Below are 21,182 nucleotides of genomic sequence, written 5' to 3'. Positions count from 1 at the left end.
ATTAATTTGAGTGAGTCCAATACTATTTTACTCTGCCCTTATACCTCTTGCAACTCTTTTTCCTATAGGCTTTTTTTGCTGATTTTGTATAGAATTCCCCCTCCTTTTTATGCTATACTACTGAAATGAATTGAAGGGGGTTGTCGTATGAAATTAGGATTTGATAGTGAGAAATATCTAGAAGAACAAAGTCAGTTCATTCTTCAACGGGTGAATGCCTATGACAAATTATATTTGGAATTCGGTGGCAAACTAATTGGTGATTTCCATGCAATGCGAGTATTACCTGGATTTGACCCAGACGGAAAAATCAAATTACTCCACCGCCTAAGAGATAAAGCAGAGATTATCATCTGTGTATACGCTGGTGATATTGAACAAAACAAAATTCGCGGTGACCTTGGAATCACTTATGATCAAGATGTTCTCCGCTTAATGGACGACCTACACTATTGGGACCTCAAAATCAATAGTGTCCTCATCACACGATACACAGGGCAACCTGCCGCTACTCAATTTAAAAATTCCCTCGAGCGTCGTGGTATCAAAGTGTATACGCATGGCTACACAGAAGGGTATCCAATGGACGTGGAAACCATCGTGAGTGACGCAGGATATGGTGCAAATGAATTTATCGAAACAACACGTCCTCTTGTTGTCGTAACAGCTCCTGGTGCTAACAGTGGAAAACTAGCAACTTGCTTAAGCCAGCTTTATCACGAAACCAAACGCGGTCGCCGTGCAGGATACTCTAAATTTGAAACCTTCCCTGTATGGAATTTACCGCTCAACCACCCTGTTAACGTAGCGTATGAAGCAGCTACTGCCGACTTAGAAGATGTTAATATGATTGACACTTTCCACCTTGCGCATTACGGAGAAACAACGGTGAACTACAACCGAGATATTGAAGCATTCCCTCTATTACGTCGTATTTTGACGAAGATTTATGGTGACGCTCCAATCCCTTACAACTCTCCAACAGATATGGGTGTGAACCGCGTTGGATTTGCGATCACTGATGACGAAGTTGTTCGCGAAGCTTCTAATCAAGAAATCATTCGCCGTTACTATGCCGGTCAATGCGACTACAAACGTGGCATTGGAACTTTAGAAGCGGCTCAGCGTGGTAAATATATTATGGAAGAATGTGGACTTTCTGCAAAGGATCGACCAGTCGTAGCTGTTGCCCTCGAAAAAGAGAAAGGAGTCAACGCTCCTGTCGTTTCACTCCAATTACCAACTGGAAAAATTATTACAGGTAGACAAACAGACACAATGACCGCTAGCGCTGCTTGCTTACTCAACTGCATCAAAGAGCTTGCAGAAATCGGAGACTCTATCCATCTCCTACCTCCAGTGATTTTAAACGCCATCGGGCAACTAGGACAAGACATCCTCAAACATCAACGCCGTTCTTTAGACAGTAAGGAAGTTCTCATTGCATTAAGCATTTCTGCTGTAACTAACCCTGCTGCAGAAGCAGCGAAAAACCAATTACAAAACTTACGCAACTTGCAAGCACATAGCACGGTCATCTTGCAAAAAGCTGACGAAGAAACCTTCCGAAACCTCGGAGTTATGGTTACTTGCGAACCTAAATTCGCCGGAACCAATCTTTATTACACAAACTAAGCTAAGCCCTCGTCCAATGGACGAGGACTTTTTTTGGCACAATCATTATCCTAGCACCCTTCCCAGCACTTCCCCCCATTTCTTTAACTGCCCAAGCGCACTACACTTCCCCTAGCCGTCCTTAAGACCTATTAGCCTTTCCAACACCTCTTTTGAGAAGCAGAACTCTAAAAGTCCGCACACTCTCCCTTTTTCAAAAATTCTTCGTTACTTGGAAATTCGGCAAATTAAAGGAAAAGTAATATATCAATAAGCTCAATGAGCCTAAAATCCACGGATTCTATAGTAGGAATAGTGGCGGTTGTAACCGATGTGAATTAGGGACTCTGGAAATTTATTTCCTAGAGTCACTTTGAAGCTCGGTAGTCGTTGAGACCATAGGCTCAACACGGTACAGCCACTATCACTACTATGAAGAAATCCGTTGGATTTCAAGGCGAATTGAACTCTATTCCAATTTCTCTTCTTTTATTCCTGCGCCCGAATTTCAAAGGAACGAAGTTCCTTTATTCATTTTTTTGCACAAAAAAAGTCGAGAGCGTGTCTCGACTTTTCTTAGTTTCTAAAGATTTTTGCTTCTAAGAAGAGATCGTTGTAAAGGCCTAATAGGTCGGTTCCTAAATTTTCGTAAACCTCCATCTTACTCATCGCCTCTTCTGTTGGATAAAAACTCTCATCCGAAGTAATATCTTCCGGCAATAATGCTAGCGCATCTTTATTTGGAGTGGCATATCCTACATATTTCGCATTTTGAGCCGCCACCTCGGGACGCAACATGAAGTTGATAAACGCATAGGCGCCTTCCTTATTACCCACTGTTTTTGGAATGACAATATTATCAAACCATAAATTCGTTCCTTCGCTTGGAACTACGTAGGCGAGGTTTTCGTTTTCGCTCATCATTTTGGATGCCTCTCCTGAGAACGTCACCGCAATATTTGCTTCTTCTTGAATCATATATGTCTTCATTTCATCCGCAATAATGGCTTTCGCATTTGGCATTAAAGTCTTCAAGAACTTACCTGCCTCTTTCACAATGGTTTCATCTTTTTCGTTTAAAGAGTACCCTTGTGTTTGAAGTGCGATTCCCATCATTTCACGAGCGCCGTCAATGAATAAAATCGAATCTTTAAATTCTTCCTTCCATAAATCTCTCCACTCACTAATGGTTCCTTCTGGATAGACATTTTTATTGTATACAATCCCTAGAGTTCCCCAGAAATAAGGAATACTATACGTATTATCAGGGTCAAAAGACTGATGAAGGAAACGTGGATCAATATGTTCGATGCCTTTGATTTTCGAATAATCTAATTTCTCTAATAGATTCTCTTGGACCATTTTATGAATCGTATATTCACTTGGAATAGCGACATCATAATTTGTTCCACCTTGCTTAATCTTGGTTAACATGGCTTCGTTCGAATCAAAGGTTTCATAGATAACTTTATATCCTGTTTCCTCTTCGAATTGAGCAATCAATTCTGGATCAATATAATCTCCCCAGTTATAAACGATAATCGTTTCTGGGCTTCCAGCTGTCGCAGTTTCAAAGTTTTTACGAACTCCAAACAGCACAAGACAAGAAACTAAAATCGCTCCGATTAAGATCGTTAGTCGCTTCATAATGTGACTCCTTTCAATAAGTCACTCTCTGCATTCTTCCCATTTAATCGTTTTTGTTGGAACTTCTGAATGAAGTAATAGCCAATTACTAGAGATAAGGAGAATAGGAACATCAATGTACTTAAAGCATTGATTTCTAAACTAATCCCTTGACGTGCGCGTGAGTAGATTTCAACGGCAATTGTTGAGAATCCATTCCCCGTTACGAAGAATGTCACTGCAAAGTCATCTAGCGAATACGTGAAGGCCATAAAGAATCCACTCAAAATTCCTGGTGTGATCGATGGCAATACGATGCGTGTTAACACTTGAGAACTGGTTGCCCCTAAGTCACGAGCCGCTGTAATCATTGATGGATTCATTTCAGATAATTTTGGTAAAACCATTAACACGACAATTGGAATGTTAAAGGCGATATGTGCAAGTAATACAGACATAAATCCGAGTTTAAATCCTACAACTGTGAATAGAATCAATAAACTTGCTCCGATGATAACGTCTGGCGATACCATCAAAATATTGTTAAATCCTAATAGTACTTGCTTACGACGGTTTGAACGGATGTAATGGATCATGATGGCTCCAAGTGTCCCAATCACTGTCGCAATAAGTGATGATAATAGCGCAAGAATCAGTGTATCCAGCACAATCCCGATTAAACGCGTATCCGCTAGAACTGCTTCATAATGCTTGAAAGTAAACTCTTCAAAACCATTCATGCTTCCAGCACTGTTAAAGGAGTAAAAAATCAAGTAAAAAATAGGCGCATATAAGACGACAAATACAAACACTAAGTAGAGATTACTCCACTTGTTATTATTTTCTAATTTCATTCAGATACGCCTCCTTTTTTACGATCTCTTGTCACAAACATTAAAATAATCATCGCTACGATTAATACCACGCCGATGGTTGAACCCATACCCCAGTTTTGCGTTACGAGGAAGTGTTGCTCAACGGCTGTACCCAGTGTAATCACGCGGTTTCCTCCAATTAAACGAGTCAACATGAAGAGTGAAAGTGATGGGATAAATACCGCTTGTACACCACTTCGAACCCCATTCATTGTTAATGGGAAAATCACACGTCTGAAAGTATCCCATTTCGTCGCTCCTAAGTCACGGCTTGCCGCAATCAGAGAACCTGGCAATTCTTCAATAGAGTTGAAGATTGGCAAAATCATAAATGGTAACTCGATATACGCTGCTACCGTTAAGAAACTGAAGTCTGTAAACAAGAACTCTTGTGGTGCAATTCCAAATAAGGAAAGGAATTGGTTAACCGTTCCTGTTTGACTAAAGATTCCAATAAATGCATAGGCTTTTAATAAGAGGTTCACCCATGTTGGCAAAATAATTAATAAGAGCCATAATTGTTTATGTTTTGTACGACTAAGGAAAAGCGCTGTTGGATAGCTAATTAGCAATGTCACTAGAGTGACTAGAAATGCATACCACACTGAGTTGAACGTCATTTCTAAATAGTTCCCTGATGCAAAATAGTTCGTGTAGTTTCCAAGCGTTACTTGTCCATTGATGTCGAAAAATGATTTATAAAAAATCATTCCAAGTGGTGTTACTACGAATAATAACAACCAAATAAAGTATGGAATGGAAAATAAGAAACGGGATTGTTTAGTCATTTTCTTCTACCTCGTCTTCGTAGCTTTCTAGACGAGCATCGAAGTCTTCTTCACTTTCTCCAAAACGCATTACGTGGATGTCTTGTGGTTCGAAGTATAAGCCCACTTTAGATCCTACTTCTGCTTTACGAGTAGAGTGAATCATCCATTCATTGCCATTTTCGTCATAACAGATGATTTCGTAGTGAACCCCGCGGAATAATTGAGTATCTACTTCAACCGTTAATTTCCCTTTTTCAATTGTTGTTAACGCTAAATCTTCTGGACGAATCACGATTTCAACTTTTTCATTTGGACGCATTCCGGCATCGGCACACTCGAATTCTTTTCCAACAAATTCTACAAGGTAGTCTTCCTTCATGACCCCATCAACGATATTACTTTCACCGATGAAGTCCGCAACGAAGCGGTTGATTGGCTCATCGTAAATATCGACTGGTGTTCCTGATTGAATGACTTCCCCTTTACTCATTACGAAGATTTCATCACTCATCGCCAACGCTTCTTCTTGGTCATGCGTTACGAAGATAAATGTGATTCCTAAACGTTGTTGTAATTCACGAAGTTCATATTGCATGTCTGTACGAAGTTTTAAGTCTAGCGCTGATAATGGCTCATCAAGTAGAAGTACTTCTGGTTCATTAACAAGCGCACGCGCAATGGCTACACGTTGTTGTTGTCCACCAGACATTTGTGAGATTTCACGGTTTTCATAGCCCGATAATTGAACCATTTTTAAAGCGTCTGCCACTTTTTCTTTAATGATGTTTTCTGGTGTTTTCTTTAAGCGTAATCCAAACGCGATATTTTCGAACACATTCATATGTGGGAATAATGCGTAGTCTTGGAAAACGGTATTAACTTTACGTTTGTTTGGTGGAAGTTTTGTAACGTCCTCGCCGTTTAAAGTTACTTTTCCGTTTGATACATCTGTAAATCCAGCAATGATACGTAAAATTGTTGTTTTACCGCATCCTGAAGGCCCTAGTAATGTATAGAATTTTCCTTTTTCGATTTCGAAATTAATATTTTTTAATACGTGAGTATCCTCATAAAATTTGTTCACATTCTCAAATGAGATAATGGTGTTGTTTGACATTGCTAGCACCTAACTTTCTTTATTATAAATAGGAATCTGTTGCCACGACTAACACTTTAGAAGTCGTTTTACCGGCATTACTAATTTGATGTTTGGCTTTTGCCTCGAAATAGAACGATTCTCCCTTAGAAACTATTTCGACTTGTTTTCCGACTTTGACTTGAATGGAACCTTCAAGTACATACCCAAATGTCTCTGACAGTGACGGTTGGAATGTTTTATACGCTCCCCCAACTTGAAACTCCAGAATCACGGGTTCCATCTCATGCTCATTCGAATCTGGGTTGAGCCATGTGACCGTTGTATGGTGTTTAGCATCTTCCATCATCGTCATATCTTCCTCACGGTAAATCGTGAGGGCTTCTTCAGGACCTTCATCAAAAAAATCTGCAGCAGGGCATCCTAATACTTCTAATATATCGAAGAATGTATCCATGGATGGCGAGCTCAAATCATTTTCTAATTGCGAAATGTATCCCTTTGACAAATCTGTTCTCTCCGCTAATTCTTCTTGCGTTAAACCCTTTTGAATTCGCAAGGCACGCAGTTGATGTCCGATTTCCATTGTCTTCTCCTTTTAAACTAATTGTTTACTAACACAAAGAGTATTATACATTAAGTTTAGTAATAGTCAACCGAAAGGACCTGAAAAAAACAGATTTTTTTAGAAGTTTTATTTAGCTTAAGATTGCTATTTTGGCAGATATTTATTAGGGGAGATAAAGAGCCCAATTATCATATATGATAATTTTATAGAAAATAAAAAAATCAAAATTAACTTAAAAGTTAATTTTGATTTTTCTTTTTATTCATTTTAAGCTCTTACAATCGGAATCCACAATTCCATTTTATAATCAGGACTCGCCATATCTCCTTCATAATAATATTCAAAGTCCGGAGCTCCTGAATGCATATAACCGTGCTCTGGCATAAAGACCTCCATTGCGTATTTCCATCCTTGATGAATACACTCTGGAACCGGACCTGTTAGTTCAATAATCGCATACTCTGCTTCTGGAACCTCAATAATGTCGAGACCAAGCTCCTCTGCTTTTTTTGAATCTGTAATCACATATCCCGCTAAATAATTAATCTCGCTTGGATCTTGAACATCATGACACATCCCTACACTCTCTCCAGTTCCAATCTTAGCTAATTGTTCATGAGAGTATCTTGAATAGAACTCTCCCCATACACTTGGGCAAAGCGACGAATTGATGTTTTGTTTATTCAGACCTGCCACCGTAAAGGCTTTTTTGTTTTCTATTTTGATATTCATACTTCTTCCTCCTTTGACACTCAATGCCAATTGCAATCGTGAAACAATTTTGAATGGTTTCCCATGTCGTACTTCTGAAGGAGAAAATCCATGAAAATTTTTGAATGCCGCTCCAAATGAGTCTGAAGTTTCATAACCAAATCTAAATGCAATATCTATAATTTTTTCATTAGAATCTCGTAACACAATCGCAGCTTCTGTTAATCTCCTACTTCTAAGATAATCAGAGAGCGTGGTCTGCGTTAGGATTGAAAATAGCCGGCTAAACATTGGATAAGAGTATCCCGATAAGGTTAAAATTCTCTTTTCATCAATATCTTCTTCTAGAACGGTCTCAAGATAATCAATGGTTCGATTAAAAGAATGCATCATATTCATCTTCATTCCTCCTTCAACATTATTCTAAACCTTTCTTTTTAAACATACCCTATATTTTTTGTACAAACTATCACTGGATTTGTTACTTCTATTATTTTCAATCATATTATACTAAATCATTGAGCAGGAAAATAGTAGACCGTCTGTATAAACCAAAAGGGATTCGACATGCGAATCCCTTTTGGTTTTGATGAAGTTAAGCTGGGTGCGACCACTCACCCGTGAATCCTGTAGTTGAACAAGATGCTCTCGAAATTACGAGATTATTCTGCTAGAACATAATATCGTAATGTCTTATATAATTACATTTCAACATTCATTGCAATGCCCACACCCAAATCCTTCACACTGTGAAGGATTTTGCACGACTCGTCCCGAGTCCTTTACGTTGTTTGTCTCCAGTGATTCGTTTCTTACCGCTTTTCTTCGTATCCTATTTTTAATGAGCTAGCATTTCTTGTGCGATTTCTAATCCGCTTAGTTTTGTTGGGTAGTATGTTGGCCAGTTATCCATTTCTTCTAAAAGTTTTTCTTGGCTTTCATTTCCCATGAAGATGTGGAAGTGCTCAGCTTTTACTGGAGCGATGTTATGGTCACTAAACTGAACGTATTTTGGTGCACCTTCCACTGGTGTTACTGCTTCAAATAAGAAACGAACTCCACGATTTCCTTTTTTATAAGTAAGAATCTTATAGCCTACATATTTATATTCAGCTTTGACCGTTGTTCCGTCTTCTTTTTTGAATTCCATTGTTTTATCAGTGATATTGATATTCGTGATATCTGATTTATATCCCTTAGTATAGTAGTCTTTGTATTCTTCTTTCGTCATTGTCTTTTTCAATTTTGCTTTATAATCAAAGACTTGATCTAAAGTTCCATCAACTAAATAAGGATAGACAGATTGCCATTCCCCTGCATAATCCGATAATGTACGATCTTTCACGGCACTATCTTCAAAGTATCCATTATGAACCGTCTTGTTATCTGTTGTTTTTTCAGGTTGGATGTCTTTTCCTGGTTGATCTGTTGTTTTCTTCAATGCTGTAAGATTTTCGCGCATTACTGAAATATAGTCTTCTCCTTTATCCATTTGCTCTTTCGTAAGAGACTCAATTGGATTTAAGACCGCAAGCTCAACACCTGTTTCATCGGCTAATGTTTTCGCAATTTTCTCAGATGCATTCTCTTCGAAGTAAATTACTTTAATGTCATTTTCTTTTACATATTTTGTTAATTCTGCAAGGCGTGAAGCACTTGGTTCAGCTTCAGGCGAAATTCCTGTAATTCCGACTTGGTTTAGATTGTAATCTAATGCTAAATAACGGAACGCCGTATGTTGTGTCACAAAATTCTTTTGTTTCGCATCTTTAAATGCATTTGTGTAGTCATTATGCAATGCTGTTAATTTTTCAATATACGCATTGGCATTCTTTTCAAATACTTCTTTACGATCTGGGAAAGCTTCGACTAATTGTTTTGTAATAGTTTGAACCATTTTAATCGCGCGTTCTGGAGATAACCACACATGCGGATCATATTCATGACTATGGCCTTCTTCCGAATGGTCATGATCATGTTCTTCTTCCTCTCCACCTGGTAGTAATACCATATCTTTTGTTGCACTAATTGGTTTTACTTTACTATCAGAGAGTGTCTTTAATACGGTAGGAATCCATGTTTCCATATATTCACTGTCATAAACTAGGGCATCCGCTTCACTCATTTTCGCAATTTCTTTGGCAGAAGGCTCGTAATCATGAGGTTCCACCCCTGCTCCAATCACTAGAGATACGTCTGCTTCATCCCCAACAATATTTTTTGTAAAGTCATAGATTGGATAAAACGTTGTTGAAATTTTTAGTTTTCCTTGTTTAGTTTGAGTACTTGAAGTGTTTGAATTGTTCGTAGCGCATCCGGCCACAACAAGTAAAAACAACATCAAAAATCCAATAAAGGTCGTTTTTTTCATGATAGTTTCTGTCCCCTTTTCTTAAATCGTAATTCTTACGTTTTGTATTGTAGCACCTCACGAGATTCATTGCAAGGATTATTTTCTGAAAATGATTCGAGTGAAACGAACGCATCATGTACTAGTCATGAAAAAGCTGAGTAAGAATCGTTTCAATGGTTTCGATTGGTTCTTCAAACGCTAATCCCCGGGCATATCGGAATCCTTTCTGGTATCTTCTCCACATTTCCTTTTGATAATCAGATTCTTTCAGTTTTTTTATTGAAACTCTCCAATTCAACAAAATTTCTGTACTTTCTCTAGCTGCAAAAGTATTCTGTATTGCCCTTTTTAGAATTGCCAAATCCAATTCATTTTGTCTTAATTGATACAAATTATAAATATCGTATCGATCACGCGGTCTAGTAGAGGCCTCTGCTCTAGAAATTACTGTTTCTATTTTTTCGGCCAGTACTGTTTCTATATTATAAGCTTGTATCGATAACTCCTCATCGTTAAACAGTGAGGGGAAACGATAGCTAATCTCGCTAGGTGTTAGACTATCTCCCGTTGTTATATCTATATAAACAACCTCTTTTAAAGTTTCATATGTTGCTACTAATTTTAGTGTAAATCCACCGTATTGATCCTCAGCTCGAATCGCAACGACAGAATCTACTTTATAAGTAAAAGTCACTAAGCCGTCTTGTTCCTCTAATATTTCGGAAAAGATTTCTAACAAAGACTGTTCACTTAACTTTTTTCCTTTAAGAGTGGTATCTAAATCCATTGTAGTTCTTTTATCTAATCCTAAAAGTTGACCAATTAAAAATCCTCCCTTTATCACAAATGAGTTCTTATAACGACTTTTAGATAACAGTTTTAATACTTCCTCTATTAAATAGTTTTGTTGAACTTGTTGCGCAGGAATATTCTTCTCCTGCGCAATCTTTTTTATTCTGTTCTTAAAGCTAGTAGCATTTTTGAAATTCACGATAACACCTCGATATATGAATAAATTTTATCGGTGACTTTAAATAGCTTTGCATAATGCATCAATTTTTGATAGTTTACCGAGTACTTTTGGAAGTATATTTTGAACGCTTGTGCAATCAATTGGACATCCATTTTATATACTGGACGTAAACACTCTACTAAAGTTCTTTCTATTTCATATATACGTATTCGTTGTCCTTTTTGACGTTCGATTTCTACAATGCCCACATCAAAATTTGTTCGAGTCACAACAGGTTTCACTTCTTGTGATTGTTTAATAACCGAAGTGTTCACTCCGTACGGAAACATCATCGTTTTCTCAAATGGCACTGTTAGAGACAATCCATGTAACCACAATGCCGTATCAAGTGCATATATGCCTTTTGGATTTCTTAATTGTACTAAATACCAGTCATCCATATAACAATCTGCCATCCCATACAAACCATTTCCGAGAGGTTCTAGTACCTGTTGCTCAATCATTTTCCGATATGTACGGTAGCTTAACCCGGCTTCTTTTACTTCACGATATGATAGAATGCCATTATTCTTTTTTAAATACTCCAGAATTTCTTTTTGCTTTGGATTCATTCTTTCATCTCCTAAAACGTAAAAAATTTACTAACAAGTTGTAATAATGTTAGCAAAATGTTTACCTTTTTTCAACCCACAAAAAAGCCTTATCCACATCATCGCAGATAAGACTTCTCTTCTATTAGATTAATACTTTCGATAAGAACGATTGTGTCCGTTCCATTTGTGGATGTTCTAGGACCTCTTTTGGATGGCCTTCTTCTACAATCACACCACCGTCCATGAAGATTAGACGCGTTCCTACTTCACGGGCAAATCCCATTTCGTGCGTTACGACAACCATGGTCATGCCGCCTGCTGCGAGTTCCTTCATCACGTTGAGTACTTCACCGACCATCTCTGGGTCTAGCGCTGAAGTAGGCTCATCGAATAAGAGCACATCTGGTTCCATCGCAAGCGAACGTGCAATCGCGATTCTTTGTTTTTGTCCCCCAGATAAGGAGTTCGGATACACATCTGCTTTATCGGCTAAGCCCATTTTCTCAAGAAGCTCATGTGCTTTTTGTTCTGCGACCGCCTTGTCGATTTTTTTCAGTTGGATTGGTCCAATCGTGATATTTTCTAATACGGTTAAATGCGGGAATAAATTGAAATGCTGGAATACCATTCCTAAGTGTTGGCGTACGCTATCAAGGTCCACCCCTTTTTCATTGATGCATTGATCTTTGAAGAACACCTTCCCGCTAGTGGGCTCTTCTAATAAGTTTAGGCAACGTAAGAAAGTCGATTTTCCCGACCCAGAAGGCCCGATAATTACGAGCACTTCTCCTTGTTCGATATGAGTTGTAATCCCATTTAAGACTTGCTTGTCGCCGTATTGTTTTTTAATCTCTTCTGTTCTAATCACTGGCTTGTAACTTCCTTTCTAGTTTGTCCATAAAGAATGCTATCGTCGTTGTCATGACAAAGTATAAGAACGCCGTCATTAAGAGTGGAATAAATACGGTAAAGGTTGCCCCACGAACCGTATCCGAGCTGTACATTAAATCATGAATCCCGATTAAAGAGACGATGGAGGTTTCTTTAATTAAGGTTGCAAATTCATTCCCGATGGCTGGCAAAATATTTTTCATCGCTTGTGGTAATATAATTTGGCGCATCGCCATTCCTTTCGGCATCCCCATCGAACGAGCGGCTTCCATTTGTCCTTTATCCACTGATTGAATCCCACTACGAATAATCTCCGCTATATAAGCTGTCGTATTTACAGATACCGCGATGACTCCAGATAAGAAATCATTTAAATCAAGAACGGTCGCTAGTCCAAAATAGACTAAGTACAGTTGAACCAAAAGAGGAGTTCCACGAATAATATCAATGTACACTTTCGCAGCATTCGATAAAACCTTATGAGAACTCAAACGAGCAAGAGCCATTAGAGTCCCACAGCCAACCCCTACTACGACTGAGAAAAACGATAACAAAATCGTTGTTGTCGCCCCTTCTATAAACAGAGGCCAATATTTGATGATTAATTCCATATTTTTTCCTTCTTTCTATTCAGACATTAAATTCGTATTGCGAATAATCGATTCTTTCAGTTTCCCTGAGGCTTCCAATGCATCGAGTACCTCTTGAACTTTTTTAAGGAAGACTTCATTCCCTTTTTGTGCGACTGCCGCAGTTCCCGCATCTTCACTGGGAATCTCAACAGAAGCCACTGTCAAGTCACTATTTGCTTTCACAAATTCATCAGCCGCAATATTATCCATAATCACGGCGTCTAGTTTTCCTTGTTGAAGTGCTAAAATCAAAGTAGGATTCTTTGGTTGAGAGGTCAAATTGGCACCCGTTAATGTATCCTTCACGATTCCCTCTTGCGAAGTTCCTTTTTGAGCTCCAACATTTGCTCCATCGAAAGCATCGATTGTTGTATATTTATCCGCATCCGTCTTCTTCACAACAGCGACCATATGGGAATCATAGTAAATATTAGAGAACGCTACTTCTTTACTACGCTCCTCAGTAGGAGTAATTCCAGCGAGAACTAAATCTACTTTTCCAGCTTTCATCGCTGCAATCAAAAAGTTAAATTCCATTTCTCTAATTTCCACTTCTACTCCTAAAGCTTCCCCGAGAGCGTTAGCAATATCGATATCAATTCCCACTACGGAATCTTTACCATCTTTCACATAATGCCATTCAAAAGGGGGATAGTCAGCAGTCGTCCCGATAACAATTTTCTTCTTCGTATAAATTCTATCTAACACTGCCGATCCTGTGCTATTTTCTGTTGGTGTTTGTTGGGTACATGCTGCCAGTAAGCCTATTAGTAACATAAGCATTGCGATAATCTTCTTCATTTGAAACCTCCTTATAAAATAAAAACGTCCCTTATGCTAAACGCATAAGAGACGATGTCTGTCGTGGTACCACTCTAAATTTGACGGGGAATTGCTTCCCGATCCTTTTGCTTGATAACGCATGTCCTGCGAAGATGGATACTAATTTCTCCATCTTTTCTACAAAGTGCGCTTCCAGAATTTCTAATCCGATGAGCTTCCACTCTACCTCATCTCGCTTTCGACGCCAAAATTCTGTACTCTCTTTGTCAATGAATTTAAGTATTTAAGTTGTTTTGTATTTTAGACCTATTTTTTTGGATTGTCAATCGAAAAATGAGAAAATCATTAAAATATGGTTTTATTTTCTTTCATGCTCCCTACTCGTCTCAACCTTTTCTTGCAATTTCCACCCAATCATCCAACCAATGACAAGCACATAATTTTCAATTGCCCCAACGAGATCGACAAAGGTAGCTCCCTCCAAATAAGCAAGAAGATGATTCGTACCAATCCCTAATCCGCCTACCATTAGTGCTCCTAAAACGACTCTCAAGTAAAACCAATCATACTTAACATTAACGGCGACTAAAATGATTAAAACCGCCAAATTCCAAAATCCAATTTCTCGTTGCCAACCAACTGCAACCCCGTATCCCGAGTGAGCTCCCATCACCTCTGGAAAGAAAATTTGATAAATCATTGCGCCTCCCATCGCCACCAATAGTATTATAAACAGTACTCTTAAAAATTTGTTCATCTTCTTCACCTCGTCATTCTTTATTTGAATTTTTTATCTGATTTTCCAAAATAAAAGAGCCCCAAGATTCTATCCAACAAATCGAATAGAAATCTAAGAAGCTCTTCTTGATTATTTGCTTAAACCTTCAATGATTTTATCTAGGTTCCATTTCATCATGCTGTAGTAGCTGTCTCCATCTTTTCCTTCTTCGGCAATTGAGTCTGTAAAGATTGTAGAGTGAATTGGTTTACCTGTTTCTTGAGATACAGTTTTCATTGGACGATCATCTACACTACTTTCAACGAATAATGATGGAACTTTTGATTCACGTAATTGACGAACCAATTTTGTGATTTGTTCTGGAGTTCCTTCTTCTTCTGTGTTGATTTCCCAGATGTACGCTGATTTAATATCGTACGCTTTAGAGAAGTACTTGAAGCAGCCTTCACTTGTTACGATTAAACGTTTTTCTTCAGGAATTTTCGCGATACGTTGTTTAGCATCTTTATCTAACGCTTCAAGTTTTTCAACATAAGCTGCTAGATTCTTTTCGTATGTTTCTTTGTTCTTTGGATCTTTTGCGATTAATTGTTTCGCGATGTTCTTTGCATAAATAACTCCGTTTTCGATGTTCAACCATGCATGAGGGTCTTCTTTTCCAGCTTCGTTTTGGCCTTCTAAGTAAATCACTTCAACGCCATCACTCACTGCAAAGTAGTCTTTATTGGCTTCTTTCTTGGCATTATTCACCATCTTCGTGAACCAAGCATTCCCACCGTTTTCTAAGTTGATTCCATTATAGAAAATCAAGTCTGCTTTTTGAACTTTTTGAACATCTTCTGGTAATGGTTCATACTCGTGTGGGTCTTGTCCTACTGGAACAATACTATGTAAGTTTACTAAATCGCCGGCGATATTTTTTGTCATATCATAAATAATAGAGTTGGTTGTCACCACATTGATTTTTTCAGTATCTGCCTTTGAACTATTATCTTTACTTGTATCTTTACTTGTAGCGCATCCTGCAATTCCTAATACCACAAGAGCGGCTACTAAAAGTTTCTTCATGCTATTCATGAGATTTCCTTCTTTCTCTTTGTTTTGGTGAAACGATAAAACTTACGACAAAAAGTGTTGCTGCTGTTAATACGATGGTTGATCCAATAGCGATGTTAAACGTATATCCAATATACAATCCTAACACTGATGACAATGAGCCAAACGTTGCGGCTAAAATCAGCATTGTTTTCAGACGATTTGAATATAAATACGCTGTTGCTGCAGGGGTGATTAATAGTGCCACAATCATAACTGTCCCTACACTTTGCATCGCGGTAATCGATACAAGCGCCAAGAGGAACATCAATAAGTAGTGGTAAAATTGTACGTTCATCCCTGAAGATTGAGCAAAGACTGGATCAAAACTCGTTACTTGTAATTCTTTAAAATACGCTAAAATAACGACGACTACAATCACGCTCACCACCAATGTAATGAGTAAATCAATATCTTGTACGGCTAAAATATTCCCGAATAAAATATGGAATAAGTCTGTTGAACTCTTCGCCACACTAATCAAAATAACTCCCAATGCCAAAAACGAACTAAAGGTAATCCCGATAGCAGTATCGCCTTTGATAGTACTATTTTGATTCACAAATGCAATAAGGAACGATGCTAATAACCCGAACACGAGGGCTCCAATAAAGAAGTTAATGCCTAAAATAAACGACAACGCTACACCCGGTAATACCGCGTGAGAGATAGCGTCCCCCATTAATGACATCCCTCTTAGAATGATGAAGCATCCTAAAATTCCGGCAACCGCACCAATCACGACTGCTGAAACAAGCGCATTTTGTAGGAAATGGAATTCCATTAACCCTTCAATGAAATTATGCATGTTGCTCACCTCCTTGTGGAATATAAACACTTCCGCCGTATACATCATCTAAGTACTTCTTAATGAATACGTCTTCTGTTTTTCCAGAGGCTACAATCGCGTGTTTGACAAGAATCACATGGTCAAAGTATTCTTTCACCTTCGATAAGTCATGGTTGACCATTAAAATAGTCTTCCCTTCCTCTTTCCATTTACGGAGAATTGTCATAATGACTTTCTCACTAAGCATATCAATCCCTACAAATGGTTCATCAAGGAAAATATATTGTGCTTCTTGAACCATGCAACGTGCTAATAGTACACGTTGGAATTGACCACCAGAAAGAGCGCCGATTTGGCGAGATGCTAAATCAGTTAATCCAACTTCTTCAATGGCTGCATCGACTTTTTCCCAATCTTCTTTCGTCAAACGTTGCAATGGTTTCTTTTTAACAGTTCGTCCTAAAGCAACGCACTCACGAATGGTGATTGGAAATGTAAAGTCAATGTGGCTTTTTTGTTCGACATAGGCGATTTTCTGTAATACTTTTTTTGTGGGTTCTCCATCAATCAGAATTTCTCCTGATGATTGAATAAGTCCTAATATTGCTTTTAATAATGTTGATTTACCTGCACCATTGGGCCCAATAATCCCAGTAATGGTTGGTCCTTCAATGGTTGCATTACAATCTTTTAAAACATGTGGTTGCATCGCATACGATACTCCAACATTTTTAATCGTAATCAATGAATTCATCCCCTCACTTTATGTAGATTCTACATTTATTAGGTTACCCTAAAAAAATAATTTCGTCAAGTGTTTTTTAGGTTTGCCAAAAAATTTTCAGAAAATTTTTGAAAACTAGACGTTAACATAACTGTTAATTAACAAATATGTTAATTTTCACTCCTTTTGAAAACAAAAAAGACGCCTTCCGTTACCCGAAAGACGTCTCATCTTTATATTTATTTTGTTAATAATGCTGCAGCTACTTCATCACAAATAACTGTAACTTTTGGATGCTTTTGTAAGATACTTGCTGGAACTTCCTCTGTGATAGGACCTTCCACTAATCCTTTAATCGCATGGATTTTCTTAGGTCCGAATGCAATTAACACGATTTCTTTTGCATCCATGATGGATTGTAGTCCCATTGAATAAGCGTAGCGTGGTACATCTTCTTCTTTTTCGAAGAAGCGTTTGTTCGCTTCAATGGTTGATTCTGTTAAATGAACCTTATGTGTGCGTTGAGTGAATGGTGTACCAGGTTCGTTGAATCCGATATGTCCATTACTTCCGATGCCTAATAACTGCAAGTCTACTGGATTTTCTTGAAGAACACGTTCATAACGTTCAACTTCTGCATCTACGTCTTTTGCAATCCCATCTGGTAAATAGCTATGTTTAAATGGCTTCGCATTGAAAAGATATTCATTCATGAAATAAGCGTAGCTATGTTCGTCCGTTGGTGCCAATCCAACATATTCATCTAAGTTCACTGAGATACGATCTGAAAAATCTAAATCGCTATTTCTAAGTAATTCATATAATCCAATTGGACTTGAGCCTGTCGCTAGTCCAAACACTTTCGCTCCTTCGCCGTGTGCGCGTTTAAAAATCTCAAAAGCCGCTAATGCGCCTTCTTCTTGAGTTTTAACAACAATAACTTCCATTAACAATACCTCCCTGAATTCCCTTTCAAAAAAGGGTACTAAAAACATGAACAGCTGCTTAACTATATTATAACAAAAATTCAGAGGTCTTTAAATAGCTAAATTCATTTTAGTTCATAAAATCTTCGTCATACATCATCCATTGTTCGTAATGTTTCGCCTCGAATGCCTCTGTTGGTCGTGCAGCCTCGATTACAAGTGGAGACGCATTTTCAACGCTCACTTCTTTAAGTGGAACCCACACAATCCCCTTCGAATCGTTCTTCTCTGCGCTCGTCACGAAATCTTCTACCGTTTGAGCACCCTTTTCTTCAATATCGATGGTAAACAAGACAAACTCATGATGCACGCGTGCAATCTCTGGAACGGTCAGAAATACATCGCGAATCGTATTTTGGTGAATGGCAGACACTTGGAACCCCGTCTCCTCTAGCATTTCTCGTCGCAATGTTTCTACCAGACTCTCGCCTTCTTCCGGCGTTCCTCCCGGCAAATCAAATCTTCCGCGGTATGGTCCACGCGTCTTACGAATACAAAGGATGCGTCCCTCGCGAATACAAACACCATACACGCCAAAATGGTTCATTTCTTTCATTGTCTTCCTCCACGAAAATAGAGGTGGCACGCCACCTCTATATCTTTTTTCTGAAGCCGTTAATGTGACTTCCTTTGTTGGGATTCTACTCCATGTTTTACAGCTAATCGGATGATCCAGTAGAACAAATATAGAGCAACTCCCATCAGTGCAAACGTCCCCAGAAACATTGGTAATACTAAGTCCATAAAGACCACCTCCAATGAAATTGAAAACTATTAACCGACTATTGTTACCTTCATTATAGCACTCCTTATTTGAAATTCAATAGAGCGTGTACTCGGAATAACAAAAAAGCCATCCCACCAGTTGCCTGATAGGAATAGCCTTTTAACTTTTATTTCCAAAAATCATCGTAGATTGTAATTGGTAAGTGACGTTTATGTTCTGTCTTTCGATACCAATTTTCAATCGTCTCTGCTGCTTTTTCGTAGATGTCTTTTCCTTCGAGATAATCATCAATCTCTTCGTAAGTCACCCCAAGTGCTACTTCGTCTGGAAGGGATGGGCGGTCTTCTTCAAGGTCTGCCGTTGGAACTTTCAAGTATAAATGCTCTGGAGCCCCTAGCACTTGTAACATCGCACGGCCTTGACGTTTATTGAGACGCCATAGCGGAGTGATATCTGCAGCCCCGTCCCCAAATTTCGTATAGAAACCGGTCACCGATTCTGCCGCGTGGTCTGTCCCAATTACAGCACAACCCGTTTGGCCGGCAATTGCATATTGAGCAACCATGCGTTCACGCGCCTTGATATTTCCTTTGTTGAAGTCTGAAATTTCCATTCCTAAGGCTTCAATACTGCGTTCAGACGCATCTACCGCATCCTTCACGTTTACTCGTAGCACATCCGTCGCCTTCATAAAGGCAATCGCGTCCATGGCATCTTGTTCATCTACTTGCACGCCGTAAGGAAGGCGCACGGCATAGAAGCGATACACTTTTTGGTCTTGTTCTTCGTTTAATTCATCAATTGCCATTTGTGCCAATTTTCCAGCAAGCGTTGAGTCTTGTCCGCCGCTAATTCCAAGGACATACCCATTCAAGAAGGGATGCTTTGCAAGATACGCCTTTAGGAAATCAACGGTTTTACGAATCTCTTCTTCCGGATTGATGGTTGGTTTGACACGAAGCGTTTCGATAATTTTTTGTTGTAATGGTCTCATAACGTTCCCCTTACTTTGCGTTTTCTTTAGCCAACTGTTCTGATTTAATACGCACTTCTTCTCTGATTTCCGCAATACTTGCCAATTTTTGGTCGTATGTCTTTTGAGAGAGGTCGACTGGATATTGCTCTGGGTTCAAGATACGTTTGTATTCGTCCCATAGCGCTTCGATTTGCTCGTCTTTGTACGCTTTAATCTCTTGAAGTTTTGGCAATTCATACACGCGTTTTCCGTTATTGAAAATCGGTTGTAAAATTGGACGCGCAGTAAAGTCTTTCACTGTTTTATTGATATAAGTGTAGACTGGGTGGAACATAAAGAGTTCGTCTAATTGATCTGGACGTTCATCCCATAGCGCAATGTAGTCCCCTTCAGATTTTCCGTCTGAATTACGTGTAATACGCCATACTTGTTTCTTACCAGGTGTAGATACTTTTTCAGCGTTGTTTGAAATCTTCATTGTATCTACCATTACGCCGTTTTCGTCTTCGATACTTACAAGCTTGTACACACAGCCAAGCGCTGGTTGGTCATACGCTGTAATTAAACGAGTTCCGATTCCCCAAACGTCAATTTTAGCACCTTGCATCTTCAAGTTAAGGATTGTTTTTTCATCTAGGTCGCTTGACGCGTAAATTTTCGCTTTTGTAAATCCAGCTTCGTCTAATTGTTGACGAACTTTTTTCGACATATACGCCATGTCACCACTGTCGATACGAACGCCTAAGAAATTAATCTTGTCACCGAATTCTTTGGCTACACGGATGGCATTTGGAACACCAGATTTCAAGATATCATACGTATCCACTAAGAACACGCAGTCACGGTGACTCTCAGCATAGGCTTTAAACGCTTCGTAGTCATCACGGTACGCTTGTACTAATGAGTGGGCATGTGTTCCAGAAACTGGAATGCCAAACATCTTGCCGGCACGAACGTTACTTGTCGCATCACATCCACCGATGTACGCTGCACGTGTTCCCCAAATTGCCGCATCTAATTCTTGCGCACGACGAGTTCCGAATTCTAATACTGGATCGTCTCCTGAAACCATACGTACACGGCTCGCTTTTGTTGCGATCAGTGTTTGGAAGTTGACGATATTTAATAAGGCTGTTTCAATTAATTGGCATTCCGCAAGCGTTCCTTCTACTTGCACCAATGGTTCGTTCGCGAAAACGAGTTCTCCTTCTACTGCTGAGCGGATGCTTCCTTTGAATTCGAAGTTTTCTAAGTATGTTAAGAATTCTTCTGGATAATGTCCAAGTCCACGTAAATAGTCAATATCCGTTTTTGAGAAACGTAATTGTTCAATAAAGTGGACAATGCGTTCTAGTCCCGCGAAAATCGCATATCCATTTTCAAATGGTAACTTTCTGAAATATGCTTCGAAAATCGCTTTTTTCTCAGACACACCGGTTTCCCAATACGTTTTCATCATATTAATTTGGTATAGGTCTGTATGTAGTGTTAAACTATCATCTTTATAAACTGAGTTCATCTATTGATACCCCTTTTTTATTGTAATTACCTCTCTATTTTACACCAGTTCTGGACAATTGTACATGGATGGAGACTTGAAGAAAAAAAGCAAGTCCTTCGTTAGACTGATATGCTCCCTCTAAAGTAGACACTAAAAAAA

General features: G+C 38.7%; 21 protein-coding genes and 1 other annotated feature. Of the genes, 1 reads left to right on the top strand and 20 read right to left on the bottom strand.

What is annotated here, in order from left to right:
* Positions 1 to 147 precede the first annotated feature (147 nt).
* A complete protein-coding gene (locus HMPREF3106_RS02735; protein WP_070444312.1) occupies positions 148 to 1,635 on the top strand; it encodes a DUF1846 domain-containing protein in 1,488 nt (495 codons plus the stop codon).
* Between the two features lie 555 nt (positions 1,636 to 2,190).
* Here HMPREF3106_RS02735 and HMPREF3106_RS02730 read toward each other — a convergent pair.
* The 20 genes from HMPREF3106_RS02730 to HMPREF3106_RS02635 all read right to left on the bottom strand — a co-directional run bounded on the left by HMPREF3106_RS02730 (position 2,191) and on the right by HMPREF3106_RS02635 (position 21,041).
* A complete protein-coding gene (locus HMPREF3106_RS02730) occupies positions 2,191 to 3,261 on the bottom strand; it encodes an ABC transporter substrate-binding protein (RefSeq protein WP_070444310.1) in 1,071 nt (356 codons plus the stop codon).
* A complete protein-coding gene (locus tag HMPREF3106_RS02725) occupies positions 3,258 to 4,094 on the bottom strand; it encodes an ABC transporter permease (RefSeq protein WP_005607378.1) in 837 nt (278 codons plus the stop codon). The genes HMPREF3106_RS02730 and HMPREF3106_RS02725 overlap by 4 nt, the downstream gene beginning before the upstream one ends.
* Positions 4,091 to 4,903 (bottom strand): ABC transporter permease, encoded by an 813-nt coding sequence (locus tag HMPREF3106_RS02720; RefSeq protein WP_049555318.1) that lies wholly within the window; start codon positions 4,901 to 4,903, stop codon positions 4,091 to 4,093. Before HMPREF3106_RS02720 ends, HMPREF3106_RS02725 begins: the two co-directional genes overlap by 4 nt.
* Positions 4,896 to 6,002 carry an ABC transporter ATP-binding protein gene (locus tag HMPREF3106_RS02715; RefSeq protein WP_049555319.1) on the bottom strand — a complete coding sequence of 369 codons (1,107 nt, stop codon included), beginning with the start codon at positions 6,000 to 6,002 and terminating at the stop codon, positions 4,896 to 4,898. The genes HMPREF3106_RS02720 and HMPREF3106_RS02715 overlap by 8 nt, the downstream gene beginning before the upstream one ends.
* A gap of 22 nt (positions 6,003 to 6,024) precedes the next feature.
* Positions 6,025 to 6,567 carry a helix-turn-helix domain-containing protein gene (locus HMPREF3106_RS02710; RefSeq protein ID WP_005607384.1) on the bottom strand — a complete coding sequence of 181 codons (543 nt, stop codon included), beginning with the start codon at positions 6,565 to 6,567 and terminating at the stop codon, positions 6,025 to 6,027.
* A gap of 249 nt (positions 6,568 to 6,816) precedes the next feature.
* On the bottom strand, positions 6,817 to 7,659 hold the full coding sequence (locus HMPREF3106_RS02705) for an AraC family transcriptional regulator (protein ID WP_039849218.1): 843 nt from the start codon (positions 7,657 to 7,659) through the stop codon (positions 6,817 to 6,819).
* 439 nt (positions 7,660 to 8,098) lie between these two features.
* The gene (locus HMPREF3106_RS02700; RefSeq protein ID WP_070444308.1) at positions 8,099 to 9,631 is read right to left on the bottom strand and encodes a metal ABC transporter solute-binding protein, Zn/Mn family; all 1,533 of its coding nucleotides are present in this window, start codon (positions 9,629 to 9,631) and stop codon (positions 8,099 to 8,101) included.
* A 121-nt stretch (positions 9,632 to 9,752) separates the two neighbouring features.
* The gene (locus tag HMPREF3106_RS02695) at positions 9,753 to 10,604 is read right to left on the bottom strand and encodes a nucleotidyl transferase AbiEii/AbiGii toxin family protein (RefSeq protein WP_070444306.1); all 852 of its coding nucleotides are present in this window, start codon (positions 10,602 to 10,604) and stop codon (positions 9,753 to 9,755) included.
* Complete coding sequence (locus tag HMPREF3106_RS02690) at positions 10,601 to 11,197, bottom strand: type IV toxin-antitoxin system AbiEi family antitoxin domain-containing protein (protein ID WP_070444304.1); 597 nt, start codon at positions 11,195 to 11,197, stop codon at positions 10,601 to 10,603. The genes HMPREF3106_RS02695 and HMPREF3106_RS02690 overlap by 4 nt, the downstream gene beginning before the upstream one ends.
* Before the next feature lie 124 nt (positions 11,198 to 11,321).
* Positions 11,322 to 12,047, bottom strand: coding sequence for an amino acid ABC transporter ATP-binding protein (locus tag HMPREF3106_RS02685; protein WP_070444302.1), 726 nt, complete (start codon positions 12,045 to 12,047; stop codon positions 11,322 to 11,324).
* A complete protein-coding gene (locus HMPREF3106_RS02680) occupies positions 12,040 to 12,681 on the bottom strand; it encodes an amino acid ABC transporter permease (protein WP_070444300.1) in 642 nt (213 codons plus the stop codon). Before HMPREF3106_RS02680 ends, HMPREF3106_RS02685 begins: the two co-directional genes overlap by 8 nt.
* A gap of 15 nt (positions 12,682 to 12,696) precedes the next feature.
* Entirely contained in the window at positions 12,697 to 13,503 is an 807-nt protein-coding gene (locus HMPREF3106_RS02675) for a transporter substrate-binding domain-containing protein (RefSeq protein WP_070444298.1), read from the bottom strand.
* Positions 13,504 to 13,547: 44 nt separating this feature from the next.
* Positions 13,548 to 13,764: a binding site (T-box leader), on the bottom strand.
* Between the two features lie 79 nt (positions 13,765 to 13,843).
* On the bottom strand, positions 13,844 to 14,242 hold the full coding sequence (locus tag HMPREF3106_RS02670) for a hypothetical protein (RefSeq protein ID WP_049555324.1): 399 nt from the start codon (positions 14,240 to 14,242) through the stop codon (positions 13,844 to 13,846).
* Between the two features lie 111 nt (positions 14,243 to 14,353).
* Positions 14,354 to 15,292 carry a metal ABC transporter substrate-binding lipoprotein gene (locus tag HMPREF3106_RS02665; protein ID WP_148129399.1) on the bottom strand — a complete coding sequence of 313 codons (939 nt, stop codon included), beginning with the start codon at positions 15,290 to 15,292 and terminating at the stop codon, positions 14,354 to 14,356.
* A 1-nt stretch (position 15,293) separates the two neighbouring features.
* Positions 15,294 to 16,127, bottom strand: a complete 834-nt coding sequence (locus HMPREF3106_RS02660; RefSeq protein ID WP_049555326.1) for a metal ABC transporter permease — start codon at positions 16,125 to 16,127, stop codon at positions 15,294 to 15,296.
* Positions 16,120 to 16,854: a metal ABC transporter ATP-binding protein gene (locus HMPREF3106_RS02655; RefSeq protein WP_049555327.1), complete on the bottom strand. Its 735-nt coding sequence runs from the start codon at positions 16,852 to 16,854 to the stop codon at positions 16,120 to 16,122. Before HMPREF3106_RS02655 ends, HMPREF3106_RS02660 begins: the two co-directional genes overlap by 8 nt.
* A 218-nt stretch (positions 16,855 to 17,072) precedes the next feature.
* The gene (locus HMPREF3106_RS02650) at positions 17,073 to 17,780 is read right to left on the bottom strand and encodes a glucosamine-6-phosphate deaminase (protein WP_049555328.1); all 708 of its coding nucleotides are present in this window, start codon (positions 17,778 to 17,780) and stop codon (positions 17,073 to 17,075) included.
* Between the two features lie 109 nt (positions 17,781 to 17,889).
* Positions 17,890 to 18,375 carry an NUDIX hydrolase gene (locus HMPREF3106_RS02645; protein ID WP_070444296.1) on the bottom strand — a complete coding sequence of 162 codons (486 nt, stop codon included), beginning with the start codon at positions 18,373 to 18,375 and terminating at the stop codon, positions 17,890 to 17,892.
* Between the two features lie 337 nt (positions 18,376 to 18,712).
* Positions 18,713 to 19,540, bottom strand: a complete 828-nt coding sequence (nadE, locus tag HMPREF3106_RS02640; protein ID WP_049555330.1) for an ammonia-dependent NAD(+) synthetase — start codon at positions 19,538 to 19,540, stop codon at positions 18,713 to 18,715.
* A gap of 10 nt (positions 19,541 to 19,550) precedes the next feature.
* Positions 19,551 to 21,041 carry a nicotinate phosphoribosyltransferase gene (locus HMPREF3106_RS02635; protein WP_049555331.1) on the bottom strand — a complete coding sequence of 497 codons (1,491 nt, stop codon included), beginning with the start codon at positions 21,039 to 21,041 and terminating at the stop codon, positions 19,551 to 19,553.
* Between the last annotated feature and the right edge of the window lie 141 nt (positions 21,042 to 21,182).

Source organism: Granulicatella sp. HMSC31F03 (assembly GCF_001807725.1).
GTDB lineage: Bacteria > Bacillota > Bacilli > Lactobacillales > Aerococcaceae > Granulicatella > Granulicatella adiacens.
Note: the sequence above shows the minus strand (reverse complement) of the source record. Positions and strands in the feature narration are given on the sequence as shown.

What these genes read in the sequence shown, in the direction of transcription:
- HMPREF3106_RS02735 (WP_070444312.1), top strand. Translation starts at nt 148, where the DNA reads ATGAAATTAGGATTTGATAGTGAGAAATATCTAGAAGAACAAAGTCAG.
- HMPREF3106_RS02730 (WP_070444310.1), bottom strand. Translation starts at nt 3,261, where the DNA reads ATGAAGCGACTAACGATCTTAATCGGAGCGATTTTAGTTTCTTGTCTT.
- HMPREF3106_RS02725 (WP_005607378.1), bottom strand. Translation starts at nt 4,094, where the DNA reads ATGAAATTAGAAAATAATAACAAGTGGAGTAATCTCTACTTAGTGTTT.
- HMPREF3106_RS02720 (WP_049555318.1), bottom strand. Translation starts at nt 4,903, where the DNA reads ATGACTAAACAATCCCGTTTCTTATTTTCCATTCCATACTTTATTTGG.
- HMPREF3106_RS02715 (WP_049555319.1), bottom strand. Translation starts at nt 6,002, where the DNA reads ATGTCAAACAACACCATTATCTCATTTGAGAATGTGAACAAATTTTAT.
- HMPREF3106_RS02710 (WP_005607384.1), bottom strand. Translation starts at nt 6,567, where the DNA reads ATGGAAATCGGACATCAACTGCGTGCCTTGCGAATTCAAAAGGGTTTA.
- HMPREF3106_RS02705 (WP_039849218.1), bottom strand. Translation starts at nt 7,659, where the DNA reads ATGAATATGATGCATTCTTTTAATCGAACCATTGATTATCTTGAGACC.
- HMPREF3106_RS02700 (WP_070444308.1), bottom strand. Translation starts at nt 9,631, where the DNA reads ATGAAAAAAACGACCTTTATTGGATTTTTGATGTTGTTTTTACTTGTT.
- HMPREF3106_RS02690 (WP_070444304.1), bottom strand. Translation starts at nt 11,197, where the DNA reads ATGAATCCAAAGCAAAAAGAAATTCTGGAGTATTTAAAAAAGAATAAT.
- HMPREF3106_RS02680 (WP_070444300.1), bottom strand. Translation starts at nt 12,681, where the DNA reads ATGGAATTAATCATCAAATATTGGCCTCTGTTTATAGAAGGGGCGACA.
- HMPREF3106_RS02675 (WP_070444298.1), bottom strand. Translation starts at nt 13,503, where the DNA reads ATGAAGAAGATTATCGCAATGCTTATGTTACTAATAGGCTTACTGGCA.
- HMPREF3106_RS02670 (WP_049555324.1), bottom strand. Translation starts at nt 14,242, where the DNA reads ATGAACAAATTTTTAAGAGTACTGTTTATAATACTATTGGTGGCGATG.
- HMPREF3106_RS02665 (WP_148129399.1), bottom strand. Translation starts at nt 15,292, where the DNA reads ATGAAGAAACTTTTAGTAGCCGCTCTTGTGGTATTAGGAATTGCAGGA.
- HMPREF3106_RS02660 (WP_049555326.1), bottom strand. Translation starts at nt 16,127, where the DNA reads ATGCATAATTTCATTGAAGGGTTAATGGAATTCCATTTCCTACAAAAT.
- HMPREF3106_RS02650 (WP_049555328.1), bottom strand. Translation starts at nt 17,780, where the DNA reads ATGGAAGTTATTGTTGTTAAAACTCAAGAAGAAGGCGCATTAGCGGCT.
- HMPREF3106_RS02645 (WP_070444296.1), bottom strand. Translation starts at nt 18,375, where the DNA reads ATGAAAGAAATGAACCATTTTGGCGTGTATGGTGTTTGTATTCGCGAG.
- nadE (WP_049555330.1), bottom strand. Translation starts at nt 19,540, where the DNA reads ATGAGACCATTACAACAAAAAATTATCGAAACGCTTCGTGTCAAACCA.
- HMPREF3106_RS02635 (WP_049555331.1), bottom strand. Translation starts at nt 21,041, where the DNA reads ATGAACTCAGTTTATAAAGATGATAGTTTAACACTACATACAGACCTA.